Origin of the sequence: Ferrigenium kumadai (assembly GCF_018324385.1) — a bacterium.
Taxonomy (GTDB): Bacteria; Pseudomonadota; Gammaproteobacteria; order Burkholderiales; family Gallionellaceae; genus Gallionella; species Gallionella kumadai.
The window spans coordinates 410,771-433,923 of record NZ_AP019536.1 but is presented as its reverse complement, the minus strand read 5'-3'; the positions used below and the strand labels follow the sequence as shown (position 1 = coordinate 433,923).

Sequence of the window (23,153 nt, the reverse complement as noted above, 5' to 3'; positions counted from 1 at the left end):
TGGTGGGTGCTCATTCGCCTTGATCCTCCCGCACACTTGATGCCGCACCTTTACCGCGCCACTTTTCTGTCGGATCCAGCCAACTAACCGCCTCCTCTGCACGACTGAGCCAATTCTTTCCGTAATCGGTTAGCTCTGTTTGGCTAAAAGCCACGACTTCACGCAGATGTGCCACATATTGACGAAGCAGCGTGGCATCAGACCATGCCCTAGCCTCTTTCAGCGCCCCATCAAGGAATTGCTGTCGCTCATACGCAATGCGTTCTTTCTCTCGGCGAATAGCTGCCTCTTCCGCCCATCGAGCTTCTCTCTCTCGCCACTCCTCAGTTCGTCGCCGCATCGCCTCGGCGGCCGCAATGAAACCCTCGATGATCTGCGGCAATTTCTCTTCGAGGCGCTGAGTTTTCCCGTCGCTCCATGATTTACGTCCTTCGTAATATCCATCAACGGTAATTTTGAGGTCGCCGAGGAACTGATAGGTATAGCTGCGACTATCCATCCAGCTATAAGTCGGATGCTTTTCTATATGCTCGGTACGAGAGGTGGCCTCGACAATACTGAATACGATGGTTTCTTCGAGGAAGCGTCCTACTATGCCACGCTGATTCTCCCCCTGCTCCCACTTCATGCCGGCAGCAGCGAGGCTTGTTTCGAGCACGTTCAGGATTCGAATTACTCGGTCTTTGCTGCCCGGAGAAATGCGAACAGTAAATGTATCGCTCTTCCCCCAAATGAAGCCATCCTTATCGGGTTTGCGATCCAACGCTCTAGCGGTTCTTCGCGTGACCGGTCCCAGCGGTACATCTTCATTAGTCGTGACGGAAATCACAGGCAATGCAAGCGCGCTCTCCAGCTTCACTCTAAGTTCGGCCGGAAGCGGATGTGAGCTCGGCTTGAGATTGGGATCATGAGCGCAATACACCGGCTCGCTTTCACCTGACTTCCAAGGAGTCAGTGCTGGTTTTGGTGGGACCGGCTTGCCGTGCTCTTTCTTCGCCCAATATCCCAACGGGGGTTTGGGAATATCATGCTTTGCACACCACTTGGTTAACGCGACATCGGAAATACCAAGCTGTTTTGCGATCTTGGTGGTTGGTGTCTCCCACAACAGACCGAAAATTTCAGTTCTTGTGTATTGGACTTTCATACCTACCTCCATGAGTAATTCAAGGAGATAAGCTTAACCATATTGCATATGGCTGGTTGGCTACTGACCGTAGTGACGTAAGCGCATGTCTCGACTCGAATTACCTCTTGTCCTTGGGTTCTAATAATCACAAGATCTGACTTCGTATCGTGAGGGGACTGCACGCCTGCGCGGCGTATGCCCCGAGTCAAAACATGTCAAAAACTTAACTTTACGTTGTTTCATTCGGCTAGTCGCCAGCCTAAATCTGCGTGATCGGGCGGCGAGGTCGGAACTTGGTTCTCCGGATTAGGTGGTACGGAGATCTCTTCCACATAAGACCTCGTCGCCGGTTCCGCCGGAATGCAAAAGGAAACATCGCTATGACGACTAACGAACTGGAAATCAAGTATCGCAAGATCCTAGACCTCAAACCTTACGCAAACTCTCCCCGCATCCACAACCGCGCAAAACGCCAAAAGCTCGACAAGCTCCTCCGCCGCTTTGGTCAGATAGCCCCCATCATCACCGACGGGGAAGGTGGAATTGTAGATGGACACCTTGTTGTCGAGTTATTGAAGGAGATCGGCCACGAAAAAGTGGCTACCGTAGAAGTTTGCACCAATGATCCGGCCGAGATCCGCGCAATTCGCCTAGCTTTAAACCGCGTTGCCCAAGACGCGAAATGGGACAACGCCCGCCTGATGACAGAATTTCAGGAGCTTCTGGACATCGGTTTCGACATGTCGTTTACCGGCTTTGACCAAGTCGAGATCGATATGACACTGTCGATGGAGGAGCCGACGAGCGCCATCACCGAAGATGCACCTCCGGCAGTCGATCCGGACGCCGTCGCAGTCACGCGCCCCGGCGATCTTTGGGTGCTGGGCGGCAACCGCGTACTTTGCGGTGACGCCCGAGATCCAGCCGCAATGGCCCATCTGTTCGACGGTCAGACTGCACAAATGGTTATGTGCGACCCCCCATACAATGTCCCTATTGTAGGCAATGTTTCTGGTCTGGGAGCCAACCACCACCGTGAGTTTGCCATGGCCTCCGGCGAGATGACCAGCATCCAGTTTACAGACTTCCTTGCGGACTTCCTGACCACGGCCTGCACGGTTCTGGCAGACGGCGCCATTCTATTTATATGTATGGACTGGAAACACTTGCCGGAACTGTTCACAGCAACTGGGCGAGCCGGGCTCACCCCCATGAATCTTTGCGTGTGGGCAAAAACCAACGCCGGAATGGGAACCTTCTACCGCTCTCAACACGAGATGGTACTTGCGGCCAAGCATGGAACAGCGCCGCATATCAATAACTTCGAGCTGGGCAAGAAAGGGCGGTCCCGCAGCAATCTCTGGACATACCGGGGTATGAACGTGCCTGGCCAGGAGCGCGACGATCTGCTCAAACTGCACCCGACCGTAAAGCCTGTCGCGCTTGTGGCTGACGCCATCAAGGACGTCTCTCATCGCGGCAGTATCGTGCTCGATTCGTTCCTTGGCTCAGGAACGACGCTGATTGCCGCCGAGACTACCGGCCGGCGCTGCTACGGCATTGAGTACGACCCGCTCTACGTGGACTTGATCGTGCGCCGGTGGATGGACCATACCGGCGGCACAGCCATGCTGTCCGGGACGGGGGAAACATTCGAGCATCGTGAGGAGATTGCTCACCGAAATGCTGAGGCTACCGATCAATCGCCCGCGGGCAACACGAACGGGGGAATCTGAGCCATGACAGCCAAAAATCCTAACTATGACGTCGGCTATGCAAAGCCGCCCAAGCATAGCCGTTTTCAGCCCGGCCAGTCTGGCAATTCCAAAGGCAGGCCCAAGGGCACCCGAAATCTTTCGAGCGACCTGAAGGACGAACTCGGCGAAAGAATCCGTGTGCGGGAAGGAGATCAGGAAAAATCGATCTCCAAGCAACGCGCACTGGTCAAAGCCTTGGTCGCCAAAGCACTCAAGGGCGACACGCGGGCAGCCACAGTGCTGATCACGATGGTCGACAAATATATCGTGCCAGAACTCGCCGCAACCGACACACGCCCGCTTTCCAGAACAGAGGAACAGATTCTGGACGACTTCCTGCGCCAGCATGGAGCAACGCCAGCGGAAATCCCTAAAAAACCTGCCATGCGGGAAGAGTCCGCACCGAAAAAGGAGATAGATCATGAGTGATGCAAACACCCAAGTATTGTCTGCGATTCTGCGGCGCAACCTGCAGGCGTTCGTTTTTCAGGCATTTGACCGGGAAGAGGTAAAAGATGGCTTGCGTCCCACGCAGGCCATCCGACTGATTTGCGAAACCCTGCAGGAGGTGACTGAGGGAGACGTTCGACGGCAGATCATCAATCTCCCGCCTCGGACGCTGAAGTCGTTCATCTGCTCCATCTGCTTCCCGGCATGGCTATTGGGACTTGATCCGTCCACCAAAATCATCGTCATCAGCCACGACAAGAACCTCGTGCACACCCTTGCGTACAGATGCCGCCAAATTATCGAGTCGAAATGGTATCAGGAGGCGTTTCCCGGAACTGCGCTGCAGCCTGATTTCGCAGGGACACTTCATTTCAAGACGACGGCTGGCGGAGGTGTTCTCGCCACCTCCGTGGGAAGTGGCCTCACGGGCCACGGGGGTGACTGGATCATCCTCGACGACCCAATCGATGCCAGTGACGCTTATTCAGGCGTGGAGCGTAAAAACGTGAATACGCTTTTTGACGGCAAAATCACCTCGCGCCTCGATAACCGATCAGAAGGCAAGATCCTGATCGTGATGCAGCGACTTCATGCTGAAGATCTTTGCGGCCACCTTCAGGGCCGGACTACCTACCGCCATTTGGTCGTACCTCTGGTGGCCGAGGCCGATACGGTCTACCGGGCAGGGAAGTTTGAATGGCGGCGGCCGGCAGGCGATATCATCGACCCGCAATCCTATACAGCGGAAGAAGTTGAAGTATTGCGCCGGGAATCGCCGGCACATGTCTTCCAGGCTCAGTACCAGCAAGCGCCAATTCTCCTGGACTCCGGAATCGTCAAGGCAGATTGGTTTGGACGATACGACAACGTACCGCTGAACGCACACAAGGTGATATTCAGTTGCGATTTCGGGCAGACAACCGGTGAAACCTCCAGCTATTCGTGCGTCCTCGTGATCCGGACAGACGGAGTCAACCACTATCTCGCTCATGTACTGCGCAAGCGGGCGGCCTTCGCCGAACTTCAGAATGATCTGCTACGGCTGGCCGGTCAGTATACGCCGAACTCTGTCCTGATCGAGAATGCTGCATTGGGCACGGCCATGATTTCGGCACTGCGGGAGCACAGACTAACCATCTGCTCCATACCCCGCCCGACGAAAAGCAAAATTGAACGTCTGGAGGCAGTCCTTCATTTGCTGAACGGAGGCAATGTCTTATTGCCGAATGCCGGAAACTGGCTCAGCGATTTTTTCGAGGAAATGTGTTCGTTTCCTACCTCCCCTCACGACGATCAGGTCGACGCCCTCAGTCAGTATCTCAGCTGGGTCGAAGACCCGGACAGGCGGCGACATTCACCTGTGGTTTTGGGTGTCACCACTCCTCAGAATGGAGGTGTCTGTTCGGCACGGAAGCAGGTTCCGCATCCGATGCGGAACCCGAAGGGGCCGCCGCGTATGCCGCCTCTCCCCCAGCGGAGGTAACAGGCATGGACGGCGAATCTGAAGGTACGGCAATTCAAATTCAAGGAGATATATGATGGTGCAATCAACATGTGTTAAATGCGGAAATACCCGCTTTGAAGTTCGTGAAAACCTGTTAGCGAGGCAAGGAATCAAAGTGCAGTTTGTGCAATGTATACGATGCGGCACGCCGGTCAGCGTGCTGGATCATTACGTTCCCAGTGCCGCGCTGAAGGCTAATGCTGAATTGCTTGAGGAAATGGATGACTACTTCAGGCAGGACGATCAATTCGTCACGAGCATCACAAGCATGTTGGCGCGGTAGCGATTCGCCAAGTTAAACTGCATGTGCCACTCAAGATTGGGCTAACTTAACTCGACTGACAGATTATTGGCACTGATCTGTCAGTCGCCTCAGTCCGTCATATCCAATTTTCGGAAGTTTCTCCATGGAAGCTGATGCAAGAAAGTCTCTCAGGCTTATAAGCGCAGATTCACTCATCCCGAGTCCTTGTGACAATAAGCGGCATCCATCCCATTCGATCGCATGCTGAACGCGCGCTCCGCCATGATGGCCTGAGTCCCCGCCTTCGGTTTGCATTGAAGTGTCATGCCCGATAAATTTTTCATCAAGTGTCGCAGCAACCCATGCCCACTTGTGTTCAAAGTTTGGGACATCCAGATACCAAAGTACCGGGTCTGCATTAGCAGTCCAGACAGGACTGACAAGAAGTATGTGTAATGACGCGACACCGACGTCCTTCATCAAATTCATTACACTTACATGCGCCTCATCAAGGCCGAATTTTTCTTGCCCTGCCGCAGGGTATTTTCTCTTGAATTCAATATAACGAATTTGCCCATCCTCAGCGAGGTGGACAACATCCAGATCTATTGGGCTCCAGCCGAATCCTGGAATCAAGCAATTCATGAATCGCCTGCGAATGGAAAGATCTTTCAGATTGGAATCTCGTAAATATTCCAAGCACCTGATAGCTCGCTCCTGCCTGCCTGAATTACTCCCAGATGAGTCCTGTATCTTTGAAACATCTTTACCATCCCGCTTTAGTATTTTTCGGAGTGCATTTTCGTCGACCTCATTCCAGAATTTTCCATCCTCCCCTCTCTTGGAAAAAACAAACAGTCCTTTGTTTGGACATAGCCTGACCCGATATACATCCGTGCTTACCGTAAATTCACCACTTCCATCTTTTCTATTTTTAATCCACTTTTTACTCTGCAGCTTTTTAGCAATCGCATCGTCGCAAACATTCCACAAGTCGCTATCTGTTTCCAAACGAAACCAATAAGAAAGACTCCCATAAGCAAAAGCCCCGACCCAACCGAACGAGATTTTTCCTATATCGTTCTTGAATGCCCTGATGACCAAGCGCTGAAACAACTCCTCGAACAACATTGCCTCTGTTCGTTTGTATCCTTCAGCCATGAGCTGCCTACGAACATCATTAATCTCAGAATGCTTAAGGTTTCCTGATTGGAAATCTTTGCAGAGAGGCTCCATGACCGCCGAGGATTGTTTCGAGCCACTTCTTTTCGCTACAGCTTGTGTTGTTTGGGAATCAAGTGGCAAGTTGGTCACCTTTGAGAAAATCGATACGCATGGCAAGTTTCATCCTAGGCAAATTTCTGCCACATAGAAAACTCTTTTGGCAGCACGTCGCACATCTGCCGGGAATCCATATCTTCAGTATCGTAGGTAAGATCCAGACGCTGCAGGGCAATTGCCAATCTCCGCACGCTCCCCAAGCCAGTTCGATCACCGGGTTTTCGATCCTTCAGTTTCTTTGGCTTCGACGATGCCCCACGTTTAAGCACTCCGCCTTTGATATAAAGCTCATGAGCCGTCTGGAAAAACCCCCTGTTATGCGCAATTCCCTGACGTGAAGCAAGCTGTTCGGTCATGTCACCGAATGTGGCCATTGGACTCTTCAGACATATTTCAGCGAAAGCTCCGTGTATATGCACAAGCTCATATGGCGTGCGTACTGCATGACGATAGGCAAGTGAGCCTGCAGATCCTTTTCGTATCACCACATAGTGCTCAGCCCGGCGGATTCCTTTCGCCGTTAGCTGACGGAAGTATGCAATCGCAACCCATGCCCAGAAACCATCACTGTCCGGCGACATCAGTTCATTGAAGTTGGCTCCTGAAAATTGTTCATTCAGGTATTCCCCGAACTCCTGACGGGAGACAAACTCCCGGGAAGGATCAATGTCGAAATCACCAAATGGCTCGGTCATTTCTTCGCTGTCGAGAAGGGGGGCCGGAGGCTGGCTGCCTGAGGGATTTTCAAGCCATTTTGTAAATGTTGCTATTCCATCCGCATTCAGCATTCTGCTCTTAATCATTTCCGGCTCCCTTCAACAGTTCAGCCTGAAGGCGTGAGGCAAAGCTAAATTTTTCACAGAAACGGTCAACCACCTGGTTGCACCAGACTGCTTTTGCCTCGTCATCATCCGCAGGCGGAAGGCCTGCCCCGATTGAGGACAGCCATACACCCCAGACACTCCAGGGATCACCTTCATCCTCAAGACACCCCGGCTCGTCAGCAATTTTTTCCATTACCTGACGAAGCGCTTCAGGAAGCACCATGGCTCCAAATGGTATGTAGTTCTCGGCTCCGGCAGCACTTGGAAATACCCTCGAATTAAACTGCAGCACAGGACCGTCCTCGCTGATCGCGAGTTTCCACAACCGTTCCCCGAGATCTGCGGGCTCCATAGGCAGCAGACTCTCGCTCTGCGAGTCATCGCGGGCTCGCAGATTTTCGATCGATGCCACAAGCTTCGGACTATCCTTTTCATGCATCAGGACACGGAAACGCAGAGGCTGAGACCTGTCCAGTCCGTCGATGGATCTGCTCTCATTCCCAATCTCCGCAACTGAGCCCATTTCATGGCGCACATTAGTATTGCCTGCACGAGCCACAATCACAACACTGAGGGAGTCAGAAAGACCTGTGTCTTTGAGATCCAGACGGTCAAGCGTGAAGCTGCGCTTACCCCCCACTTCCGAAACCGAAATACCAACCCGGCTGCGATCAACTTCCTTCAGTCCGGTTGGATTACTCCTCGCTGACAGACGTCCCATTGCTCTTCTCCGTATAGTTAAGCCTTGCACGCAGGCGGATGTTCGGATCGAATCCCGGCACCTCAAGGACGAATTCCGGCTCGGTGATGTCGAAATTAATCCTGTTTCCCTGCCTGCCTGTTATGGTGGCACCGGAAGTCGTGACTTGGTGCACGCTCTCATCTGCAAGATCAAAATCGAATGGGTCATAAGCCTTGAACGGATCCTGATCAAGACCTTCGTATGCCAGCTCAAGCCCACAGGATATCGGCAGTCCCTCCGCCGTCAGCGCTGAACTGCCATTTGGCAGAACCCGCACCCTGTCCGTACCTGTCACAATTTTTACAGGCTTCCGTACTTTTGGCGCTGTGATATCAGGATTAGGAGGGGTTCCGCCACCCGGCTTAACATTGCCGCCCGCAGCATGACGTTTTCCTTCATCTGTATGCCGCGTAAAGTATTTAGCCAGAGCTTTCATATCGCGCCTGACCATTCCGTTTGATACAAGTGCAAGCAGACGGGGAGCCGCATTCCTCACCGCGCGGAGTGTTGCCTGCGGATTTAAATAATCCTCGGCCAGACGAGGACGGCTGCCATTCCACTTGAGGTGCGTCGGCTCCTCGGCATCGGCGAGAAACGCAGACAGGTTACTGTCACTGATAATCGTAAGTGCCCGTGCCTTCTGCAGATATGCACTGGCAGCAAGATGACTCTCTGAACCGATCAGCAAATCACGGCGGATGTATGCCTCTTCAGCCCGCGCAAGATCTTCAGGAATTTCGATATGAACATCAAACCAAGTCTGAATTAACTCCGTCTTTCTCGGGCGGACTGTAACCGGGCAGCGGACTGAAATACGCTTCCCGTTCTCCATCGCGGCCCGGAGCGTCTCAAGCGCTCCTTCCGGCAGGGAATCCTCCTTCAGTGTTGGCGTTTTGTCCCAGCCGGGCTTCAGCTCGACAAACTTATCCCCATTATTTTTGGCATCGATTGCGCTCCGGACAAGATTTCTGAAGCCCTTGGTAAAGCTGGACTTCCTCTTGTAGGCAGTTTCATCTGAAAACTCACGTACTGCGATGGTGTCGACATTGGATGAGTCAATATCCATGCTGGCAAGTGAGAGCTCTAGGTTGCCACAGGCTATCGGGTAGTAAAAATCGCTGATAAGCGTACGGACGGCCTCTTTCGGATCAAAACCAGCCGGGAATGGAATCACCAGACTTAGCCCCGGCTCGCTCTTGCGCGAAAGCCCGAATGCATCCTGGAAAGCCGTAATTTCTTCGTCATCAGTAACCGGAAGCGGCTGTTCACTTCCGCAACACCAGAATGAGTGACGGTTGAATTTTGATCCGCCATACGGGTAGACCCTGCGAAAAGCACTGCGTCCCATCAAAAGCCGCTGCCCGTCTGACTTGCGGACGGTAAATCCAAATACTGCCCGGGCAGCACCAATCCGGTAGTAGGTAATTTTTCCCTGCCCGGCACGACCATTACTGCCTGTCGCCGACTTGGCGCCTTCCCCTTCCCGGAACCAGAATGCGTTCCAGTTTTCTTCAGGGCCGTCAGCATTCTGATCATCCCAGCGTCCCTGCAGGCCTGTTGTGCCAAAGTCTTCGATTACCAGAACAGAGCTCATGGCAAGGTCCGGAAGAGGCTCGCCGCCGGACGCCTCCAGACGCTTCGAATACTCACCACCCAGCAGGCTGGCCAGATAGTCTGCGTCAAAATTACCTGGCTGAAGAATTTTAAGTGTGACTCTGACCGGGCCGGCATTATCAGATGCCCGCGCATCAAGCGGATTCTGGAGAACTTCCCGCATCAGAATTTCCAGACTCGTCCGGTCCTCCTGCGCGAAATTATCTTCTGACAGATCTCTGCCCTGAACCTGATACGGCGTTACTTCCGGATATACCCAGTCTGCAGCCATCACTCCCTCCTAAAGGGAAAAAATTGAATCGTCATCCCCGTCATCACCGCGGAAGCGTGCTTTCAGAACATCCACTTCCTTCTGTAATGCACGGATGATTTTTTTTGCATCTGCCTCATCGTATTTATAAGCCCGGCGGTTCGCGAGATTTCCCACAAGACGCAAATCCTTGATTGCCCTTGTCACACGTTTATTAGCCAGCTCTACAAACTTCTCTGCAGCATCTCTTTTCTCTGTTTTTTCAGCCATTTTTGCTCCTGCTCCAGATAGAAAATAACCAATCTATTGCGCACATTTCTCATATATGTGCATTTTGTTGCGGTCTTTATACACCATATTTTTGCAGTTTTGCAACATATATATCGAATATAACAGTGCAACAAAACAAATATATATCGCCGTCATGAGCATTCCATGAACCCACATTGCGTTCGACATACCGTGTCAATTGAGTGATAATTCGTCACACAATTGACCCAGATGAACACCGCGATGAATCCTCAGCAAGAAGACTTGGCCCTCCTGAAAACCCTGCTGGAAATTTACGACCAGAAGTTCATTGGCAGCTATCTGAACGAGGTCTCCCCGGGCGAATGGTGCCGGGAGACAATTAATCGCTGGCTGAATGGAAAAGCATCACCGCGCCTCAGCCATCATGAACTTGAGGCCCTCAAAAAGCTGCTTCCGGCACCGCCCGTCAACCACCCCGGTTATGAATTTGATTTCATCGACCTCTTTGCTGGAATCGGAGGTATCCGGCGTGGCTTTGAAGCAGCTGGCGGACGATGCGTGTTTACCAGCGAATGGAACAGTCAGGCGCTGAGAACCTACAAGGCCAATCACTATGCAGATCCGGCCTTCCATTCCTTTAACGAGGATATCCGCGAAGTAACACTAAGCCACAGGGAAGAAATATCAGCGGAAGAGGCAGCATTAAATATTCAGAAGATGATCCCGGATCATGATGTTCTGCTGGCAGGATTCCCGTGTCAGCCATTTTCTATCGCTGGTGTTTCAAAGAAGAATGCACTTGGCCGCGCTCATGGTTTTGAGTGCAAAACCCAGGGCACCCTTTTCTTCGATGTGGCCCGCATTCTTGAAGTTAAACGCCCGGCCGCATTCCTTCTGGAAAACGTGAAAAACCTGAAGAGCCACGATAAAGGCAGGACATTCAAGGTGATCATGGAAACACTGGATGAACTTGGCTACTGGGTTTCTGACTCAGAGGTCTTGGGCGCAAATGATCCGAAAATCATTGATGGCCAGCATTTTGTTCCGCAGCACCGCGAACGGATTGTCCTGGTAGGCTTTCGGCGCGACCTAGGAAGTCAGGAAGATTTTTCACTGAGGAGCATTAAACAATTATTCCCGAAGAAAAAGCCCAGGCTGAGCGACATCCTCGAAGAGAAGGTTGATGACAAATACATCCTGACTCCTAAGCTCTGGGAGTATCTGTTCAATTATTCGATCAAGCATAAAGCCAAGGGAAACGGCTTTGGGTATGGGCTCGTCAGCGGCAAAGACATCACCCGCACGCTGTCAGCAAGGTATTACAAGGACGGCTCTGAAATCCTCATTGACCGCGGATTTGATCCTGCGCAGGATTTCAGTCACCCGGAAAACATTAAGAACCGGCCGCGTCGTCTGACCCCAAGGGAATGCGCACGACTGATGGGTTACGATAGCCCAAGGGGGGCAGAATTCCGCATCCCTGTTTCCGATACGCAGGCATACAAACAGTTTGGAAACTCCGTGGTAGTGCCGGTTTTTGAGGCCGCAGCCAAGCTCATGAAACCCCACATCATGGCCGCAATCAAAGCCCGCAAGAAAATGCAGCAGAAACGGAGTTCAGATGGCAGACGTGCACAGCCCGGCGGTTCGCTCAAAAAACATGCGGGCGATCCGGTCAAAAAACACAAAGCCTGAACTGCTCGTCCGCAAAAGTCTCCATGCAGCCGGATTCCGGTATCGCTTGCACGATAAACGGCTGCCCGGGAAACCGGACATCGTTCTGCCAAAATACCGCACGGTGATCTTCGTTCACGGCTGCTTCTGGCACGGCCATGACTGTAAATTTTTCAAGCTACCCCAAACGCGCACCAAGTTCTGGCAGGAAAAGATTGAAACAAACCAAGCAAGAGACCGGGAACATATTGCTCAGCTAATCCAGCTTGGATGGAGCGTGATTGTAGTTTGGGAATGTGAAGTAAAAGCTTGCGGGCAAGGGATATTGGATTTAATACGCCCAAGCTTGGGAAAAAGTAATTCCGATAAAATTTAGCTGGAAGCGCGGCAGCACATTGCCGGCTTTTCGGCCATAGCAGTCAACCCGGCTTTTGTGACAGGATGACTGCTGTGCGCAGATATCCGGACTCACTACACAGGCTTCGAGGGCTCTGTTCTCCAACGGCATCACGAACCGCGTAGGGAAATTGTCGTGGCGTTCCGGCGTGAGCAGTCGCCCGCACGGGGATGGAATTTTCGGGCACGAGAGGCCGAAGCGGATAGTTCGTTGTTGGGCTTCTAGGAGTTCAGCAGCGTCATAGGTGGTCAGATGGAAGGATTTGTTAGCCATCAACAACCAGCTCAAAGCTGAGTCAACCGTCAAAGAACTCCTCCATAATCTGAAAAGAAAGTTGAACCCGCGTTCTTTCAGGAGCGAGAAGCGGAGCGATGTCTTCATCGAAGAGCCTCTTCGTGTCCTTTAGCTCCTCATCTGTGTAGATAAGACACATGACAGAATGCTCTTTGAAGTAGGCGCGATGCTTCTTCATTTCCTTTGCAAAATTGTCTGCCGCCATCTCGTTGATCTTTTTCTGAGTCAATCCTCCGATTTTCGAGAGATATCCGTGCGTAGACCACGGTGAAAGCTCAAATCCGACTTTGTCCAAGGTATACGGGTTGATCACAAGAAAATCGAGGCGATACACATGCTTCTTCTCCAATCCTGCATATCTAAACTCTGGGATCAGGAGGGGAACTTGGTTCGGATCGGTTTGATTTCGGACATAGTCGCAATAGTGGCCAGCAATCTCGTACTCATACCTCGACCCAGAATTTCGGACCAGGGTGTCTTGGAAAAATAAAAGGTACTGCTCGACGTCACTAAACTTGAAAATCTTTTCCTTACCAGGAATCACTAGCCCTGTAGCCATCACGTGCCCAATGGTCCAGTATGCCTTGGTAAAAGCCCTGATCTCGCTCTTGTCGTTCTCCCAAGCGCCCTTCCTAAACCGCGGGCTGACGAGAAGACCGTAGTTCGCGTTTTCTTGGCCGATCCAAAGCTCGGCGTCCTCTACCTCTGGACGGTTCTTCGATAGCTCATCGAAATGCTTGAGATATGATCGCTTTAGAAACAGAACCGTGTACTCCCGGAATTTCTTGTGCTTCTTCAGGTACTTCCAAATCGAGAGATGTGCAGCGACGCCGTTTTCCAAAGCACTGGTCTTCAAGCCCTCTAGCCATCTGGAGACAAACTCCTCTTGACCGTGAATCACATCATTCTTGAGATCGAAAAACTCATCATTCTTGCTGCCGATCGTCGCGTTCAGGGATTGTTCATCTTCAAACCCTGTCTCCTTAAGAACGTCTGGCAACATCTCCCTCAGCTTGAGTTTGATAGACTTAATTATCCTATTCCGGGCCGAGTTGTTTGGATCTCGCTTTGCCAATGGCTCTCTCCTGTGGAAGCTAATAGTTGTTGTAGAGCCCCATGAGGCCGAATGTTTTTCAATATAGAGACAGGCATTTTAGCCTCCTATCCTTGTTAAGTGCTTATGTATGACTACGTTTCTTTATTACATTACGAAAAGGGAGACGCATACTCCGAGCGCATTGAACCACACTGCCAAGATTGTCGAGAAAGATGTGTAAAGCAGCCATTACCCTCATTTGTTGCGGATAATCACTTGGGTCGACGACCTATCATCTGCCTTATGTGGAGCGTTACATAATCGGCCAAAGTCGCCTCTGAGTCAGGTTATCGAAAGAGTCCGCCACCAACCCATTGCGGACATCCGAACTTCAGTGTCACCGAACTGATCGGCAGCGGCTACTGTCACTTGCTTAGTTCGTTCGGATCGTTAAACGCGATGCGGCCGAAAGCGATCATCCTGAGGCGAAACACTCATGGTGCTTACAGGTCTGGAAGACTCGAGGTTCCCCGTAGGCCATGAGCGCTTATCAGGGATAGAGGACGTAAGATGGGCGGCCATCCAGATGCCGCCGGCTCGAGTCCAAGTCTGATGTGTCCAACCCGTAGGTTCGAAGCAGCCATCTTGCCTCACCTCCGACACCCTCGCCTACGACACCGCGCCCGTGCAAGCAAAGCCGATTGCTGACGACTAGCACATCGCCAGGTTCAATTACGACTCGGATGACCACTTTATTGCACGCGGCCTCGAAATTGTCCGAAGCTGTCTGTGCTGCACCGCCCTCATCAGTCGGCAGAACCGAGCTGTGGCTATAGCGAACGATAGTCAGTGGAGGAACGTCCTTCAGCACCGGCTCATCATTGGCGGTGTGAACGTCCCCCAAGATTTCCTTCATACCGGAGATGAAGGTCAACTGGGCCGTTAAGGAATACTGACTTTTTTTCAGTTCGGCGATATCGGTTGGCGACAGCTCGGCAAGCACATCCTCCAACACCATCACAGTCGTCGGTACTGAATTCGGGTTGCGCAGCCCCACCAAGGTCAATATGTCGGGTGAGGGCGCGATTCGCGGGTCATGTGCGTCGACATCTCCACTGAATGGAAAGGTCACGGCTTCCGTATGACCTCGCATCCCGCTTTTAGACTTGTCAGCGAACCTGCCCTCGCCGGGTAGCGGCACAAGGTTCACGAAAAGGGCGCCATCGTTCTCCGACCCGTAAGAGACTGTCTCCTTACCTAGAAAACCATGTACAGCCAGCGCGGCTGCGCGACCGGCCACGGAACCGGCCCCGTCAGGCACAGGAGTAAACGACTCCGGTGTATCCGGAAGGTCGGCCGGGACGAACACTTGCTTCATGTGAAAGTACGGAGCCCCCAGCACGACTTGCCGCGCGGCCCCCAAGGTAAAGCCGTCATTGACCAGCACCTTCTCGACAGTTGCGGCCAACATGGCGCTTAGCTCAGCAGGATTGTTAAGGTCAACAAGCCACTGATCAGGCGATTTAGCCTGAATCCATGCGTCTACGGCGGTCTTGATGGCCACAGCCAGTTCCGGCTCTGTCATAGTATTCTTTGGGGTTGATATATTGTTGATATAGTACTACACTTTTCTTAAGGGGGTGAACATGCGCCTCCAACTGCCATGGAGGGCGCTCATGAATCCCACTCTTGACCGGGTAAACCTTGCGCAAGGGCAAACACTCTTATCCCGGCTTTCAGATGGTTACTTTACCATTCTTAAAGAGGCCAGCCTTGAACAAGAAGGCATGAGCAGAGTAGCTTGCAGATTCGAAGTTCCTGGCGTTGGGAAACGATCAACATCAGCCTCATCCTCCAACGAAGCAATTCGCTTGGCCCTTATCGAACTTGCTTCAATACTGACTAGTCAACCCTACTTAGATTCGGATCATCCAATGCTCGCTAATGTTTCCTCAACGGGAGGAACTAAATTGACTTCGCATATGACCGCCGAGCGGTTCCACTCAAAGACTCGACAGATCACCGTTGGCGTAACGATGTCAACTCGCTTAAAGGACCACCTTGTTTCCCTTGCTGACTCGCAAAGGACAAGCTTTGCTGAGGTCTCTCGAAGAATTGCGGTATTCGGCTTTGAGGACTTTGTAGATAAGTCTCTCTTTGTCAGCTCGAAATCGCTCTTTGAGACGCTGGGAAGCGAGCTCCGTGGGTGGCAGAGCTCAGACTCTGAGCAAGTGATGCTAAGGCTAGAGCCTGGGCACGCGGCTCGTATCAGGGCTACAGCAAAGGAGTACGGAAAGTCTGCCTCTGAGCTTGGCGCCCTATTCATAGCTCATGGACTCGTTTTACAGGAGCAACTGGTATCTCTCGAGGCTAAAGTTTCCAATTGCAAGGGGGCTGCTATACGTTCGCTGGTAGCTCAAGTAGGACTAGGTTCCTATGCGGCCTCCCTGCTTTCCGGCGTTCTTGTAGGCAACGTACGAGCACCGAAGGCCCTTCTCAAAAGGCTTGAGAGCATCTTTGAAGCTCCAGAAGCATTGCTGACTACGCTGTTCAAGCGCTCGTTTAACAACAGAATGGTTCCCGCCTTCAAGGCGGAGAACGGGAAACCCGAAGTCTCTAAATCTCCTACTCCATGGGGCGTGGCTGTGAAATCCTTAAACCTCCCGGCGGACCAAACCAAGGCCCTTCTCGACCTAGAGCATGAAAGGTTATGAATCCATTCCAGCGAGCTCGAGAGGAAGCACATGCAACCAGAGCGAAGCTGGCTCCGGGGCTAGCTCATACCGCAATTTCTGCGAAGGATCTCCTTTTCCAAGTTGAGAAGGTCCTTAATATCGCAATTGAGCAAGTGGCTACAACCTACGCAGACTTGGGCGGAGGAAGTGCAGTCCTTCAGCGGGACCAACAGTTCATCTACCTCAGCACGAGTGTGCATGAGTGGGGCGACGAGTTCTGCGGGCTGGTCGCACACGAGCTGGGCCACTTCTTCCTTGATGGCTCGAAGGCTCCCCTTACCGTAGCCCACCTGAGCACACTATTTGGCAGCGAGGGCTCGCCGGGAGCCATGAAGGTGGAGGCATATGGTGCTCGAGAGCGCCAGGAACTTCAGGCCAACGTCTTCGCGCGGGAACTTCTATTGCCCCGAGACGTGGCGCGGAATCTTGCAGTGGCTGGGAAGGGACCGACTGAGATTGGCAAGCTGCTTGGTATTCCGCTCGAGTTCGTCCGTCAACAGATGCTCGATGCACTGCTGTTGCCAGAGGCTGCGTTCCCCCCTACCTCGTTGAGTGCTCCCAGCCCAGACCAGCTGGCTGCGGCAATGGCTGAAGAGCGCGCCGCCAACGTAGTGGCCGGCCCAGGCACCGGCAAGACGACTACCCTGATTCATCGGGTCAAGTACCTGGTGGATATGAAAAAGGTTCACCCCAGTCAGATTCTTGTTCTGACGTTCACTAACAAGGCTGCCCTCGAACTGGTGGAGCGGCTCAGAAGCTCTGGCATCAGCGAAGCCACGGAGATCTGGGCTGGAACCTTCCACTCGTTCGGTCTCGAGTTCCTGCGCAAGTACCACCAACACTTTGGACTGGAAGCCGAACTGCACGTGTCGGACCTTCTCTCGTCCATGACGATGCTGGTCGCGGCCCTCCCTCGCGTCACCCTGACCAACTTTTTGCGCGTTGAAGACCCTTACGAGTGGCTGGGTCCTGTTATTGAAGGCATAACACGCCTCAAAGAGGAACTCGTCACTCCCGCTGCTTATCGAAGCTTCGTCGAAAGCCATCCGGTGCCAGACCTTGAACTGCAACGTAAACGCTTGGATGTGGCAACCATTTACGAGCTTTACGAGGTCCTGTTAACCGAGCGCAAGTCAGTCGATTTTGTTGACCTAATAGCGAAACCAGCCGTCGCGCTCAAGGCTGGCCGCGCGCCGTTCACCGAACTCGTTGACCGGTTCCAGTACGTGCTCGTTGATGAGTATCAGGACGTGACCCAAGCGATGGTCGAGATGCTGCGTCAGCTCGCACAAAAGAAATCCATCTGGGTGGTTGGAGATGTACGTCAGGCCATCCACCACTGGCGCGGAGCATCGCTCAAGAGCCTACTAAAATTCGACACGGTGTTCAAAGCACATGCTGACGGAACGAAGATTCAGCGCTATCCACTCAGCAACAATCGTCGAAGTACGCAAGAGATTGTTGACCTCACGCAGCATGTGGGGCGCATTCACATGCTGGAGTCGGCAATGCCGCTAGATGACGTGATGGCGACAAAGGGAAATTGCGGAGAAAAACCAGTCGTCGTAACGTGCTCCGAACGAGACGCCATCCTGAGCTCAGTTCTGCAGAACATTCAGGCTCTGCGTCATCAAGGTGTGTCGTTTGGCCAACAGGCAGTCCTCTGTCGGAGCGCTTCGGATGTGCAAAGAGCCTCGGAGCTCTTAGCAGGGCAGGGGATTCCAGTCATCCATATCGGAGAACTGGCGCAACGCACAGAGATAAAGCAGTTGCTCTGCCTAATGCAATTGCTAGTAGAGCGCCGTCCTAAGGCGTTGATTGGCCTTTTTGGCAATGCTGGACTGAGCATGTCCATGAGCGACGTCAATGTGCTTTTACATGCGACCGAGGCCGATGTGGCGCGTCAGCGCGGTAGGTGGCTGCACTCTCCTCCGCCCGGGCTCTCCTCGGCTGGGCAAGTCGTTGTCGCGAACTTGCGTCAGTTGATTGGCAAACATAGCCACAATTCAAATCCTTGGGACTTTGTATGCGACATACTGCTCGAGAGGCGATTTTGTCTCCCGCCTACTGCGGACGTGTCCGTCCAAGCCTGGGTCAAGCGAATCGCCTTATGGCAGTTCGCCTACGCCGTTCGCAACGGTGATGGCGAGATAAAAGAAGCGCGGCTTTCTCGCTTCCTGATGCGACAACGCCTACGTCAGCGCATTGGAGACAGCCAAGTTCAGCGCGAGCTTCCTCCTGAGGCTGGAAGCCTTGACGGCGTGCGTCTTATGACAGTGCATGGGAGCAAGGGCCTTGAATTTGAGGCGGTGCATGTGGCGTACGTCACCGCTGACAACTACGGTGGACAGAAACCTAGCTGGCGACCAGAAGGCATCCTCGACATAGTGCCACCTGAGGCATTGGGCAGCAGCATAGAGGAGTACGAGAGCGAGTCCGCGGTCGAACGGAACAACTTGCTATATGTTGCTGTCTCTCGTGCGAAGCGTCACCTTTACGTCTACCAAGACAATAAGTTCGGCGACCACACTCTTGCTCCACAGTTTACTCACTTCCCGCAAAAGTTCACGCCTCAAATTTTTGGCGGCCCAGTTTTAAAAGCGGCGAAGGTAGCCACGACAAAGGCGTTCGTTGTACCAAGCACGCTGAGCTTCGAGGATTTTGACTCTTACGTGATGTGCTCGCTCAACTACTGGTACTCCCGGATATTGGGGCTCCAAAGCGAAGCAGATGTTGATGTCTCGATTCGAGCCCGTAGAGCAGTGCTCGATGCACTTAAGGCGGTGGCATCCGGAGCCATGGGCTCATCAGAGGCATCGCTTTCAGCTGCGTGGACCACTCGGAAGTTGCCTTCGGCTGTTGAGGACCCTACGCTTTGGAGGGACGCTCAATACGCGATGGCTCGCGGTACCGCACTCATAAAATCCGCACGGGTGCGCGGCGGTAGTTTCTATGAGCCTTCTGCTGTCGTCGGGGGTGTCACCGTGCAGATGCCTTGGGGTTTTGCAATCAACGGTAGCTATGCTCTTGAATATGCGATGGTGAGGTTCGCACGCAGACGAGTCGCAGACCTGTCCACGGTGCTTAAGCCCCTAGTCCCGGGGCTCAATGTCTCCGGCTCGAAGAAGATGACATTGAACTACGTTCTTTCCGAAAAGGTGGACGACGTTCCAGGCGCTAAGCGGATTGAGGCAACGAAGTCGTATGGAGCTGCTATACGGCTGCTCTCGGGAGAAACCAGTTCGATCGTAGGTCACCATTGCACTCGCTGCGACTTCTCAACCATCTGCCCTTCGTCGCCGAGCTGAAGCGTATTCACCCGTGGGCGGCGCAGTGGGAGCCGCGGCCAATTTCTCCTTGCGCCCCTTATTAATTCGCTCTCAGATCAATGGCATCTGTGCTTGCCACGATGTAAATTTCTACAGAATTTCGACAGCACGTTGATAGCGCGGCCGATTATGACCGACCGCAAGCAGTCTTGTGCAGTCATCCAGCCAGACGAATCGGCCGACAGCTTCTGGTCGATAACGGCCACCACGACCTTCCTATCAGACTGCCTGTTCTGGCCGACGACCGGACTTCGGCCTTAGCCGTCCTGCCGGCTTGCTTGAAATTTCTTCCGGTACTTGCTCAATACCAGACGTTCAATGTTCAAGTTCAGGGGCGCGCCGCCGATAGGCGGATCGCCCCTGCAGCTGGCCATTAGCTACGTTTGAATTCACCGGCGCTGCGCGACTTTATCGCACAGCGTCCGGTGGAATGATGGGTTGGGCTTTTGCGCCCAAAACGCTTTTGATTTTCGCGTACTCATAGCCGCATTTCTTCATATAGATGTGAACCGCCTTGTGACAGTTAGGGCAGAGAAGAGCAAAGTCTGAAAGGCTGACGACATAGCTCGCGGAATAAGTGGATATTGGGACCTTGTGGTGGGCTTCAATGTATTTGGCTCCGTACCTGACGAAAAAATCCTCACCACATATATCGCATAGCCATGACTCGACGCTTTTCAGCGACTTCACAACCCCCTTGCTTCTTTCAGCCATAAGGTGCGTAACGTACTTCCTCTCACCCTCTAGAAACAACAGCTCATCCTGCGGTGCGGAAATCTCAGCAACAGAAGCTAGGCCACGATGCAGGACGACGAATTTATTTTCTATTTCAGAAACTGAAAAATCCCCCTCAAAGTACCACCCATCTTTGTGTTCCGTGAACAGGAATATTGGATAAAGATGTTGAGGCTGCTTAACAAGGACTTCATTTGCTTTTTCGGTATATGAGATTTCACTGTCCCTTGCTTTGAAGGAATAGCGGTAGGAAGTTTTAGCTTCGTCAGACCATCCATCGTCGTCGTAGGAACCTGGGCGCGTCTTGATTATCACCGCCTGAACTTCAGGTGGCTGACCGACCCAATTTATTCCTTGCTGTGGCGTATTGCCAATAATGCCATCCGTACCAGACCAGTAGGGAGATGCCTCGACTTTCGAGAACTGCACGAGGTCATACAGATTTCGCTTGCTGACAATGTCTCCAGTTGAAAGAGAAAAGAGATCCTGAGTTTTTTTCAGTTCCATATACGGCCAGTTAATAGAGAAGCACGACGTAAAGTTGAGGGACGCCGCGCTTTTTCGGCATCACGCTCGAACGCAAGGTTAGACCTTCTGCATTGCGAGCCTGGTAAAGTCTTTAACGACATAACGCAAGTAACGTTCTTTGACATATTCTGATTTTTCTCCTGTCTTGCGATCTGTGCGCTTGCCGTTAAACCAGACGCTGCGCAAGCCAATGTTTTTTCCGTTCTTGTTTTGATTTGATTCTTCGAGGAACTCTTCGGAGGTCATGAGCCAGATTGTTTCAAGACGCTCAGAGTAGAAAACAAACCAGTAGTCAGCTCGGTTCTCGTGTGTAATGGCTGCGTACAGTGCAGCATCGCCAAAAGCGACTGTTTTTGAGCGTGCCTTGATTTGTACAAGGGCAATGCTTCCATCTTTGCGCCGGACTATTGCATCAACAGCATGATCGTCAACGAGAGGAACGTAAACATCCATGCCTTCCTTGAGCATGAGGCCGATGATCCAATATTCAATTCTTTTGCCGAATCCTGCGGAGTGCCGAAATGTGGTGGTCATAAAGGTCTAACCTCAACTAGACACCCAAAGTGTCGTTTAATCCGGCTGCGGATGTCGGACAATCTGGCGGCACAGAACTCATCCTATTGATTCCCTGAGAATTACAATTCATAAACAGCCCAACCTCGCCAGAAAAAACGACATCATGATTTTGCAGCTTGAGCTGCGTTTGCGGCGCATACCGTACCGGTATGGAGTAGGGGCGTCAACAGACCTGAAGGTCTATATATTTTCTGCCGGGCCGCTATTGGGTCGATGGTGAGAAGGGCTGCGGCCGAGAACCAGACGCTACGCAACAGTACAAGTCTAATAAAAATGATCAGTCAGATTGATGGTGGCTGATCGCTGACCTCTCCGGAAATACGCAGCACCTCGGTATGCTGATACAGAGCTGCCACTGCCTTGGTGATGTCATTCACCCTCCACTGAGCACGACGCTTGTTCTTCGATGGATCTCCCGGCACAAATTTCGGGGCAGGATCCAGATAGATCACCCCACTGCTGATCGCATTCAGCAGATGTTCTGCCGAAGTTTCCCGGCACCAAATTACGGTCGGTTCGAAAATCACCACATATTCGAAGCCTTGTCTGGCTTCCTCCGCATCCGGATTGGCTGTCTTGGTGGCCGGGATATAAATCACCTCATTGTGTTTGACGCCCCAGTTGTTCATCAGACGTTCCAGTGTCCAGCCTGCGGCAACGAAACTGTTGTCATCTTCCAGCACAACCTCCACGGCCCCCAGCTTTGTGGTCAGTGGGGTCATCGGGTCGTACGGAAAAGGCTGTTTGTCACCTTTTGCATCCCGGATCCAGTCAGTTCCGTCACATTCGGATTCGGCTGTGTGGTATTCACGGATTTTTAAAGTCAGGCCGGATTTATCGCAACGCACGCCGGCCCGGTGAATGCCGGTGACCCGGAATGCGCCGTTCATTTCATAACCATAACTGCGCATGAACGCTTCGAAGCTCTCGGTATACAGACCAAAATCCGGCTCTGGCGTGAACAGCGTGGCTTTCACCTGCGTATGCGTTTTAAGTTCGATGCCGTAAATATCACCGTCTTTTGCCGCATTCGGAATGATACCCAAGGCATGTTCCAGTGTGTATCCGCATACCTGTGTGCCAGTGAACGGAAGGGTATTTCCGGCGGCATCCAGACGACAGCCTTTCATCGGGCGAGAGACGATCTGCGCCAACTGAGTGAACAGCTTCTCTGCATTGCCGGTACTGATCTCCAAAACCTTGCAGACTCTTGACCCGTCCAGTCCAGGCAGTGCTGTAATTTCGTCAAGGAGACTTTGCGACACATCAAGATACATCAGCCCGAGACATGCCCCGCCAGGCAGGCGTGCCAGTACCAGTAGCCGCATTGTTTCCGGATGTTCTTTGGTATAGGCCACAGAAAGCGAATGTGGCATTGTGTTTTCCACAGTCTGAAATCCCGACAGCCGGGCTTCGGGGTACTGGGTATATACGATGACCTTAACGTTCTTTGCCTGAATCAGAGAGCCATCGGCTTTAACCCATGAAAATCGGTTGAAGACGGCTTCCGGAATACAACTGCCCGGCGCAGAGCGGGACTTGGTCTGGCTGGTGCTGCCCCCGCGCTCGGCCAGTGTCAGGTCAAAATTGTTATAGAGCGAACTAAAGCTGCTGGCGAAGTAAATCTGATTTTTATCATTGGCATTGCGCGGCAGAATTTTCAGGATAGCTTTGTCTGCGCCCAGCGCCCTCAGCGACGCTTCGATTTCGGAGAGCGAGTCAGCGTAATGCTCAAAATCAGACGGGGAATTCATTACCTTAGGTGCCTGTGGTTTACGTTCAGCAAGGTTCGGAGCCTATCA

At 52.5% G+C, this 23,153-nt stretch carries 19 protein-coding genes; 8 read left to right on the top strand and 11 right to left on the bottom strand.

Annotation, left to right across the window (positions count from 1 at the left end; genetic code table 11):
• Nucleotides 1-10: 10 nt before the first annotated feature.
• The gene (locus tag FGKAn22_RS01985; protein WP_212786314.1) at nt 11-1,147 is read right to left on the bottom strand and encodes a hypothetical protein; all 1,137 of its coding nucleotides are present in this window, start codon (nt 1,145-1,147) and stop codon (nt 11-13) included.
• 362 nt (nt 1,148-1,509) lie between these two features.
• Between FGKAn22_RS01985 and FGKAn22_RS01980 the strand changes: the two genes are divergently transcribed.
• The 4 genes from FGKAn22_RS01980 to FGKAn22_RS01965 are packed head-to-tail and all read left to right on the top strand — an operon-like array spanning nt 1,510 to nt 5,123.
• Nucleotides 1,510-2,865 carry a DNA modification methylase gene (locus tag FGKAn22_RS01980; RefSeq protein ID WP_212786313.1) on the top strand — a complete coding sequence of 452 codons (1,356 nt, stop codon included), beginning with the start codon at nt 1,510-1,512 and terminating at the stop codon, nt 2,863-2,865.
• Nucleotides 2,866-2,868: 3 nt separating this feature from the next.
• On the top strand, nt 2,869-3,315 hold the full coding sequence (locus FGKAn22_RS01975) for a DUF5681 domain-containing protein (protein ID WP_212786312.1): 447 nt from the start codon (nt 2,869-2,871) through the stop codon (nt 3,313-3,315).
• Nucleotides 3,308-4,819, top strand: a complete 1,512-nt coding sequence (terL, locus tag FGKAn22_RS01970; RefSeq protein WP_212786311.1) for a phage terminase large subunit — start codon at nt 3,308-3,310, stop codon at nt 4,817-4,819. Before FGKAn22_RS01975 ends, terL begins: the two co-directional genes overlap by 8 nt.
• 52 nt (nt 4,820-4,871) lie before the next feature.
• Nucleotides 4,872-5,123, top strand: coding sequence for a hypothetical protein (locus FGKAn22_RS01965; protein WP_212786310.1), 252 nt, complete (start codon nt 4,872-4,874; stop codon nt 5,121-5,123).
• 63 nt (nt 5,124-5,186) lie between these two features.
• Here the strand turns inward: FGKAn22_RS01965 and FGKAn22_RS01960 are convergent, their stop codons facing one another.
• The 5 genes from FGKAn22_RS01960 to FGKAn22_RS01940 are packed head-to-tail and all read right to left on the bottom strand — an operon-like array spanning nt 5,187 to nt 10,065.
• Nucleotides 5,187-6,389, bottom strand: coding sequence for a hypothetical protein (locus tag FGKAn22_RS01960; protein WP_212786309.1), 1,203 nt, complete (start codon nt 6,387-6,389; stop codon nt 5,187-5,189).
• 44 nt (nt 6,390-6,433) lie between these two features.
• Entirely contained in the window at nt 6,434-7,168 is a 735-nt protein-coding gene (locus tag FGKAn22_RS01955; RefSeq protein WP_212786308.1) for a hypothetical protein, read from the bottom strand.
• Entirely contained in the window at nt 7,161-7,910 is a 750-nt protein-coding gene (locus FGKAn22_RS01950; RefSeq protein WP_212786307.1) for a hypothetical protein, read from the bottom strand. Before FGKAn22_RS01950 ends, FGKAn22_RS01955 begins: the two co-directional genes overlap by 8 nt.
• Complete coding sequence (locus FGKAn22_RS01945) at nt 7,885-9,816, bottom strand: hypothetical protein (RefSeq protein ID WP_212786306.1); 1,932 nt, start codon at nt 9,814-9,816, stop codon at nt 7,885-7,887. The genes FGKAn22_RS01950 and FGKAn22_RS01945 overlap by 26 nt, the downstream gene beginning before the upstream one ends.
• A 9-nt stretch (nt 9,817-9,825) precedes the next feature.
• Nucleotides 9,826-10,065, bottom strand: coding sequence for a hypothetical protein (locus FGKAn22_RS01940; protein ID WP_212786305.1), 240 nt, complete (start codon nt 10,063-10,065; stop codon nt 9,826-9,828).
• 231 nt (nt 10,066-10,296) lie between these two features.
• On the opposite strand from FGKAn22_RS01940, the gene dcm reads away from it, so the two are divergent.
• Nucleotides 10,297-11,742 (top strand): DNA (cytosine-5-)-methyltransferase, encoded by a 1,446-nt coding sequence (gene dcm / locus FGKAn22_RS01935; RefSeq protein WP_212786304.1) that lies wholly within the window; start codon nt 10,297-10,299, stop codon nt 11,740-11,742.
• Nucleotides 11,669-12,097 carry a very short patch repair endonuclease gene (locus tag FGKAn22_RS01930; RefSeq protein WP_212786303.1) on the top strand — a complete coding sequence of 143 codons (429 nt, stop codon included), beginning with the start codon at nt 11,669-11,671 and terminating at the stop codon, nt 12,095-12,097. The genes dcm and FGKAn22_RS01930 overlap by 74 nt, the downstream gene beginning before the upstream one ends.
• A 316-nt stretch (nt 12,098-12,413) precedes the next feature.
• Here FGKAn22_RS01930 and FGKAn22_RS01925 read toward each other — a convergent pair whose 3' ends face one another.
• Both FGKAn22_RS01925 and FGKAn22_RS01920 read right to left on the bottom strand, forming a co-directional pair.
• Nucleotides 12,414-13,487 carry a hypothetical protein gene (locus FGKAn22_RS01925; protein ID WP_212786302.1) on the bottom strand — a complete coding sequence of 358 codons (1,074 nt, stop codon included), beginning with the start codon at nt 13,485-13,487 and terminating at the stop codon, nt 12,414-12,416.
• A 511-nt stretch (nt 13,488-13,998) separates the two neighbouring features.
• Entirely contained in the window at nt 13,999-15,033 is a 1,035-nt protein-coding gene (locus tag FGKAn22_RS01920; protein ID WP_212786301.1) for a Fe(II)-2OG oxygenase family protein, read from the bottom strand.
• Nucleotides 15,034-15,124: 91 nt separating this feature from the next.
• Here FGKAn22_RS01920 and FGKAn22_RS01915 point away from each other — a divergent pair, with 91 nt between their 5' ends.
• Nucleotides 15,125-16,162 (top strand): hypothetical protein, encoded by a 1,038-nt coding sequence (locus tag FGKAn22_RS01915; RefSeq protein WP_212786300.1) that lies wholly within the window; start codon nt 15,125-15,127, stop codon nt 16,160-16,162.
• Entirely contained in the window at nt 16,159-19,491 is a 3,333-nt protein-coding gene (locus FGKAn22_RS01910) for a UvrD-helicase domain-containing protein (protein WP_212786299.1), read from the top strand. The genes FGKAn22_RS01915 and FGKAn22_RS01910 overlap by 4 nt, the downstream gene beginning before the upstream one ends.
• Nucleotides 19,492-19,920: 429 nt before the next feature.
• Here the strand turns inward: FGKAn22_RS01910 and FGKAn22_RS01905 are convergent, their stop codons facing one another.
• From FGKAn22_RS01905 to FGKAn22_RS01895, 3 genes are all read right to left on the bottom strand, one after another.
• The gene (locus FGKAn22_RS01905) at nt 19,921-20,754 is read right to left on the bottom strand and encodes an HNH endonuclease (protein ID WP_212786298.1); all 834 of its coding nucleotides are present in this window, start codon (nt 20,752-20,754) and stop codon (nt 19,921-19,923) included.
• A gap of 78 nt (nt 20,755-20,832) precedes the next feature.
• Nucleotides 20,833-21,309, bottom strand: a complete 477-nt coding sequence (locus FGKAn22_RS01900; RefSeq protein ID WP_212786297.1) for a hypothetical protein — start codon at nt 21,307-21,309, stop codon at nt 20,833-20,835.
• Nucleotides 21,310-21,632: 323 nt separating this feature from the next.
• Nucleotides 21,633-23,105 carry an MvaI/BcnI family restriction endonuclease gene (locus FGKAn22_RS01895; protein ID WP_212786296.1) on the bottom strand — a complete coding sequence of 491 codons (1,473 nt, stop codon included), beginning with the start codon at nt 23,103-23,105 and terminating at the stop codon, nt 21,633-21,635.
• Nucleotides 23,106-23,153: the final 48 nt, after the last annotated feature.

Bases quoted from the DNA above. Each gene is read 5' to 3' on its own strand.
- FGKAn22_RS01980 (WP_212786313.1), top strand. From the start codon at position 1,510: ATGACGACTAACGAACTGGAAATCAAGTATCGCAAGATCCTAGACCTC.
- FGKAn22_RS01900 (WP_212786297.1), bottom strand. From the start codon at position 21,309: ATGACCACCACATTTCGGCACTCCGCAGGATTCGGCAAAAGAATTGAA.
- dcm (WP_212786304.1), top strand. From the start codon at position 10,297: ATGAACACCGCGATGAATCCTCAGCAAGAAGACTTGGCCCTCCTGAAA.
- FGKAn22_RS01910 (WP_212786299.1), top strand. From the start codon at position 16,159: ATGAATCCATTCCAGCGAGCTCGAGAGGAAGCACATGCAACCAGAGCG.
- FGKAn22_RS01895 (WP_212786296.1), bottom strand. From the start codon at position 23,105: ATGAATTCCCCGTCTGATTTTGAGCATTACGCTGACTCGCTCTCCGAA.
- terL (WP_212786311.1), top strand. From the start codon at position 3,308: ATGAGTGATGCAAACACCCAAGTATTGTCTGCGATTCTGCGGCGCAAC.
- FGKAn22_RS01975 (WP_212786312.1), top strand. From the start codon at position 2,869: ATGACAGCCAAAAATCCTAACTATGACGTCGGCTATGCAAAGCCGCCC.
- FGKAn22_RS01940 (WP_212786305.1), bottom strand. From the start codon at position 10,065: ATGGCTGAAAAAACAGAGAAAAGAGATGCTGCAGAGAAGTTTGTAGAG.
- FGKAn22_RS01915 (WP_212786300.1), top strand. From the start codon at position 15,125: ATGAATCCCACTCTTGACCGGGTAAACCTTGCGCAAGGGCAAACACTC.
- FGKAn22_RS01920 (WP_212786301.1), bottom strand. From the start codon at position 15,033: ATGACAGAGCCGGAACTGGCTGTGGCCATCAAGACCGCCGTAGACGCA.
- FGKAn22_RS01985 (WP_212786314.1), bottom strand. From the start codon at position 1,147: ATGAAAGTCCAATACACAAGAACTGAAATTTTCGGTCTGTTGTGGGAG.
- FGKAn22_RS01955 (WP_212786308.1), bottom strand. From the start codon at position 7,168: ATGATTAAGAGCAGAATGCTGAATGCGGATGGAATAGCAACATTTACA.
- FGKAn22_RS01965 (WP_212786310.1), top strand. From the start codon at position 4,872: ATGATGGTGCAATCAACATGTGTTAAATGCGGAAATACCCGCTTTGAA.
- FGKAn22_RS01905 (WP_212786298.1), bottom strand. From the start codon at position 20,754: ATGGAACTGAAAAAAACTCAGGATCTCTTTTCTCTTTCAACTGGAGAC.
- FGKAn22_RS01950 (WP_212786307.1), bottom strand. From the start codon at position 7,910: ATGGGACGTCTGTCAGCGAGGAGTAATCCAACCGGACTGAAGGAAGTT.
- FGKAn22_RS01930 (WP_212786303.1), top strand. From the start codon at position 11,669: ATGGCAGACGTGCACAGCCCGGCGGTTCGCTCAAAAAACATGCGGGCG.
- FGKAn22_RS01945 (WP_212786306.1), bottom strand. From the start codon at position 9,816: ATGGCTGCAGACTGGGTATATCCGGAAGTAACGCCGTATCAGGTTCAG.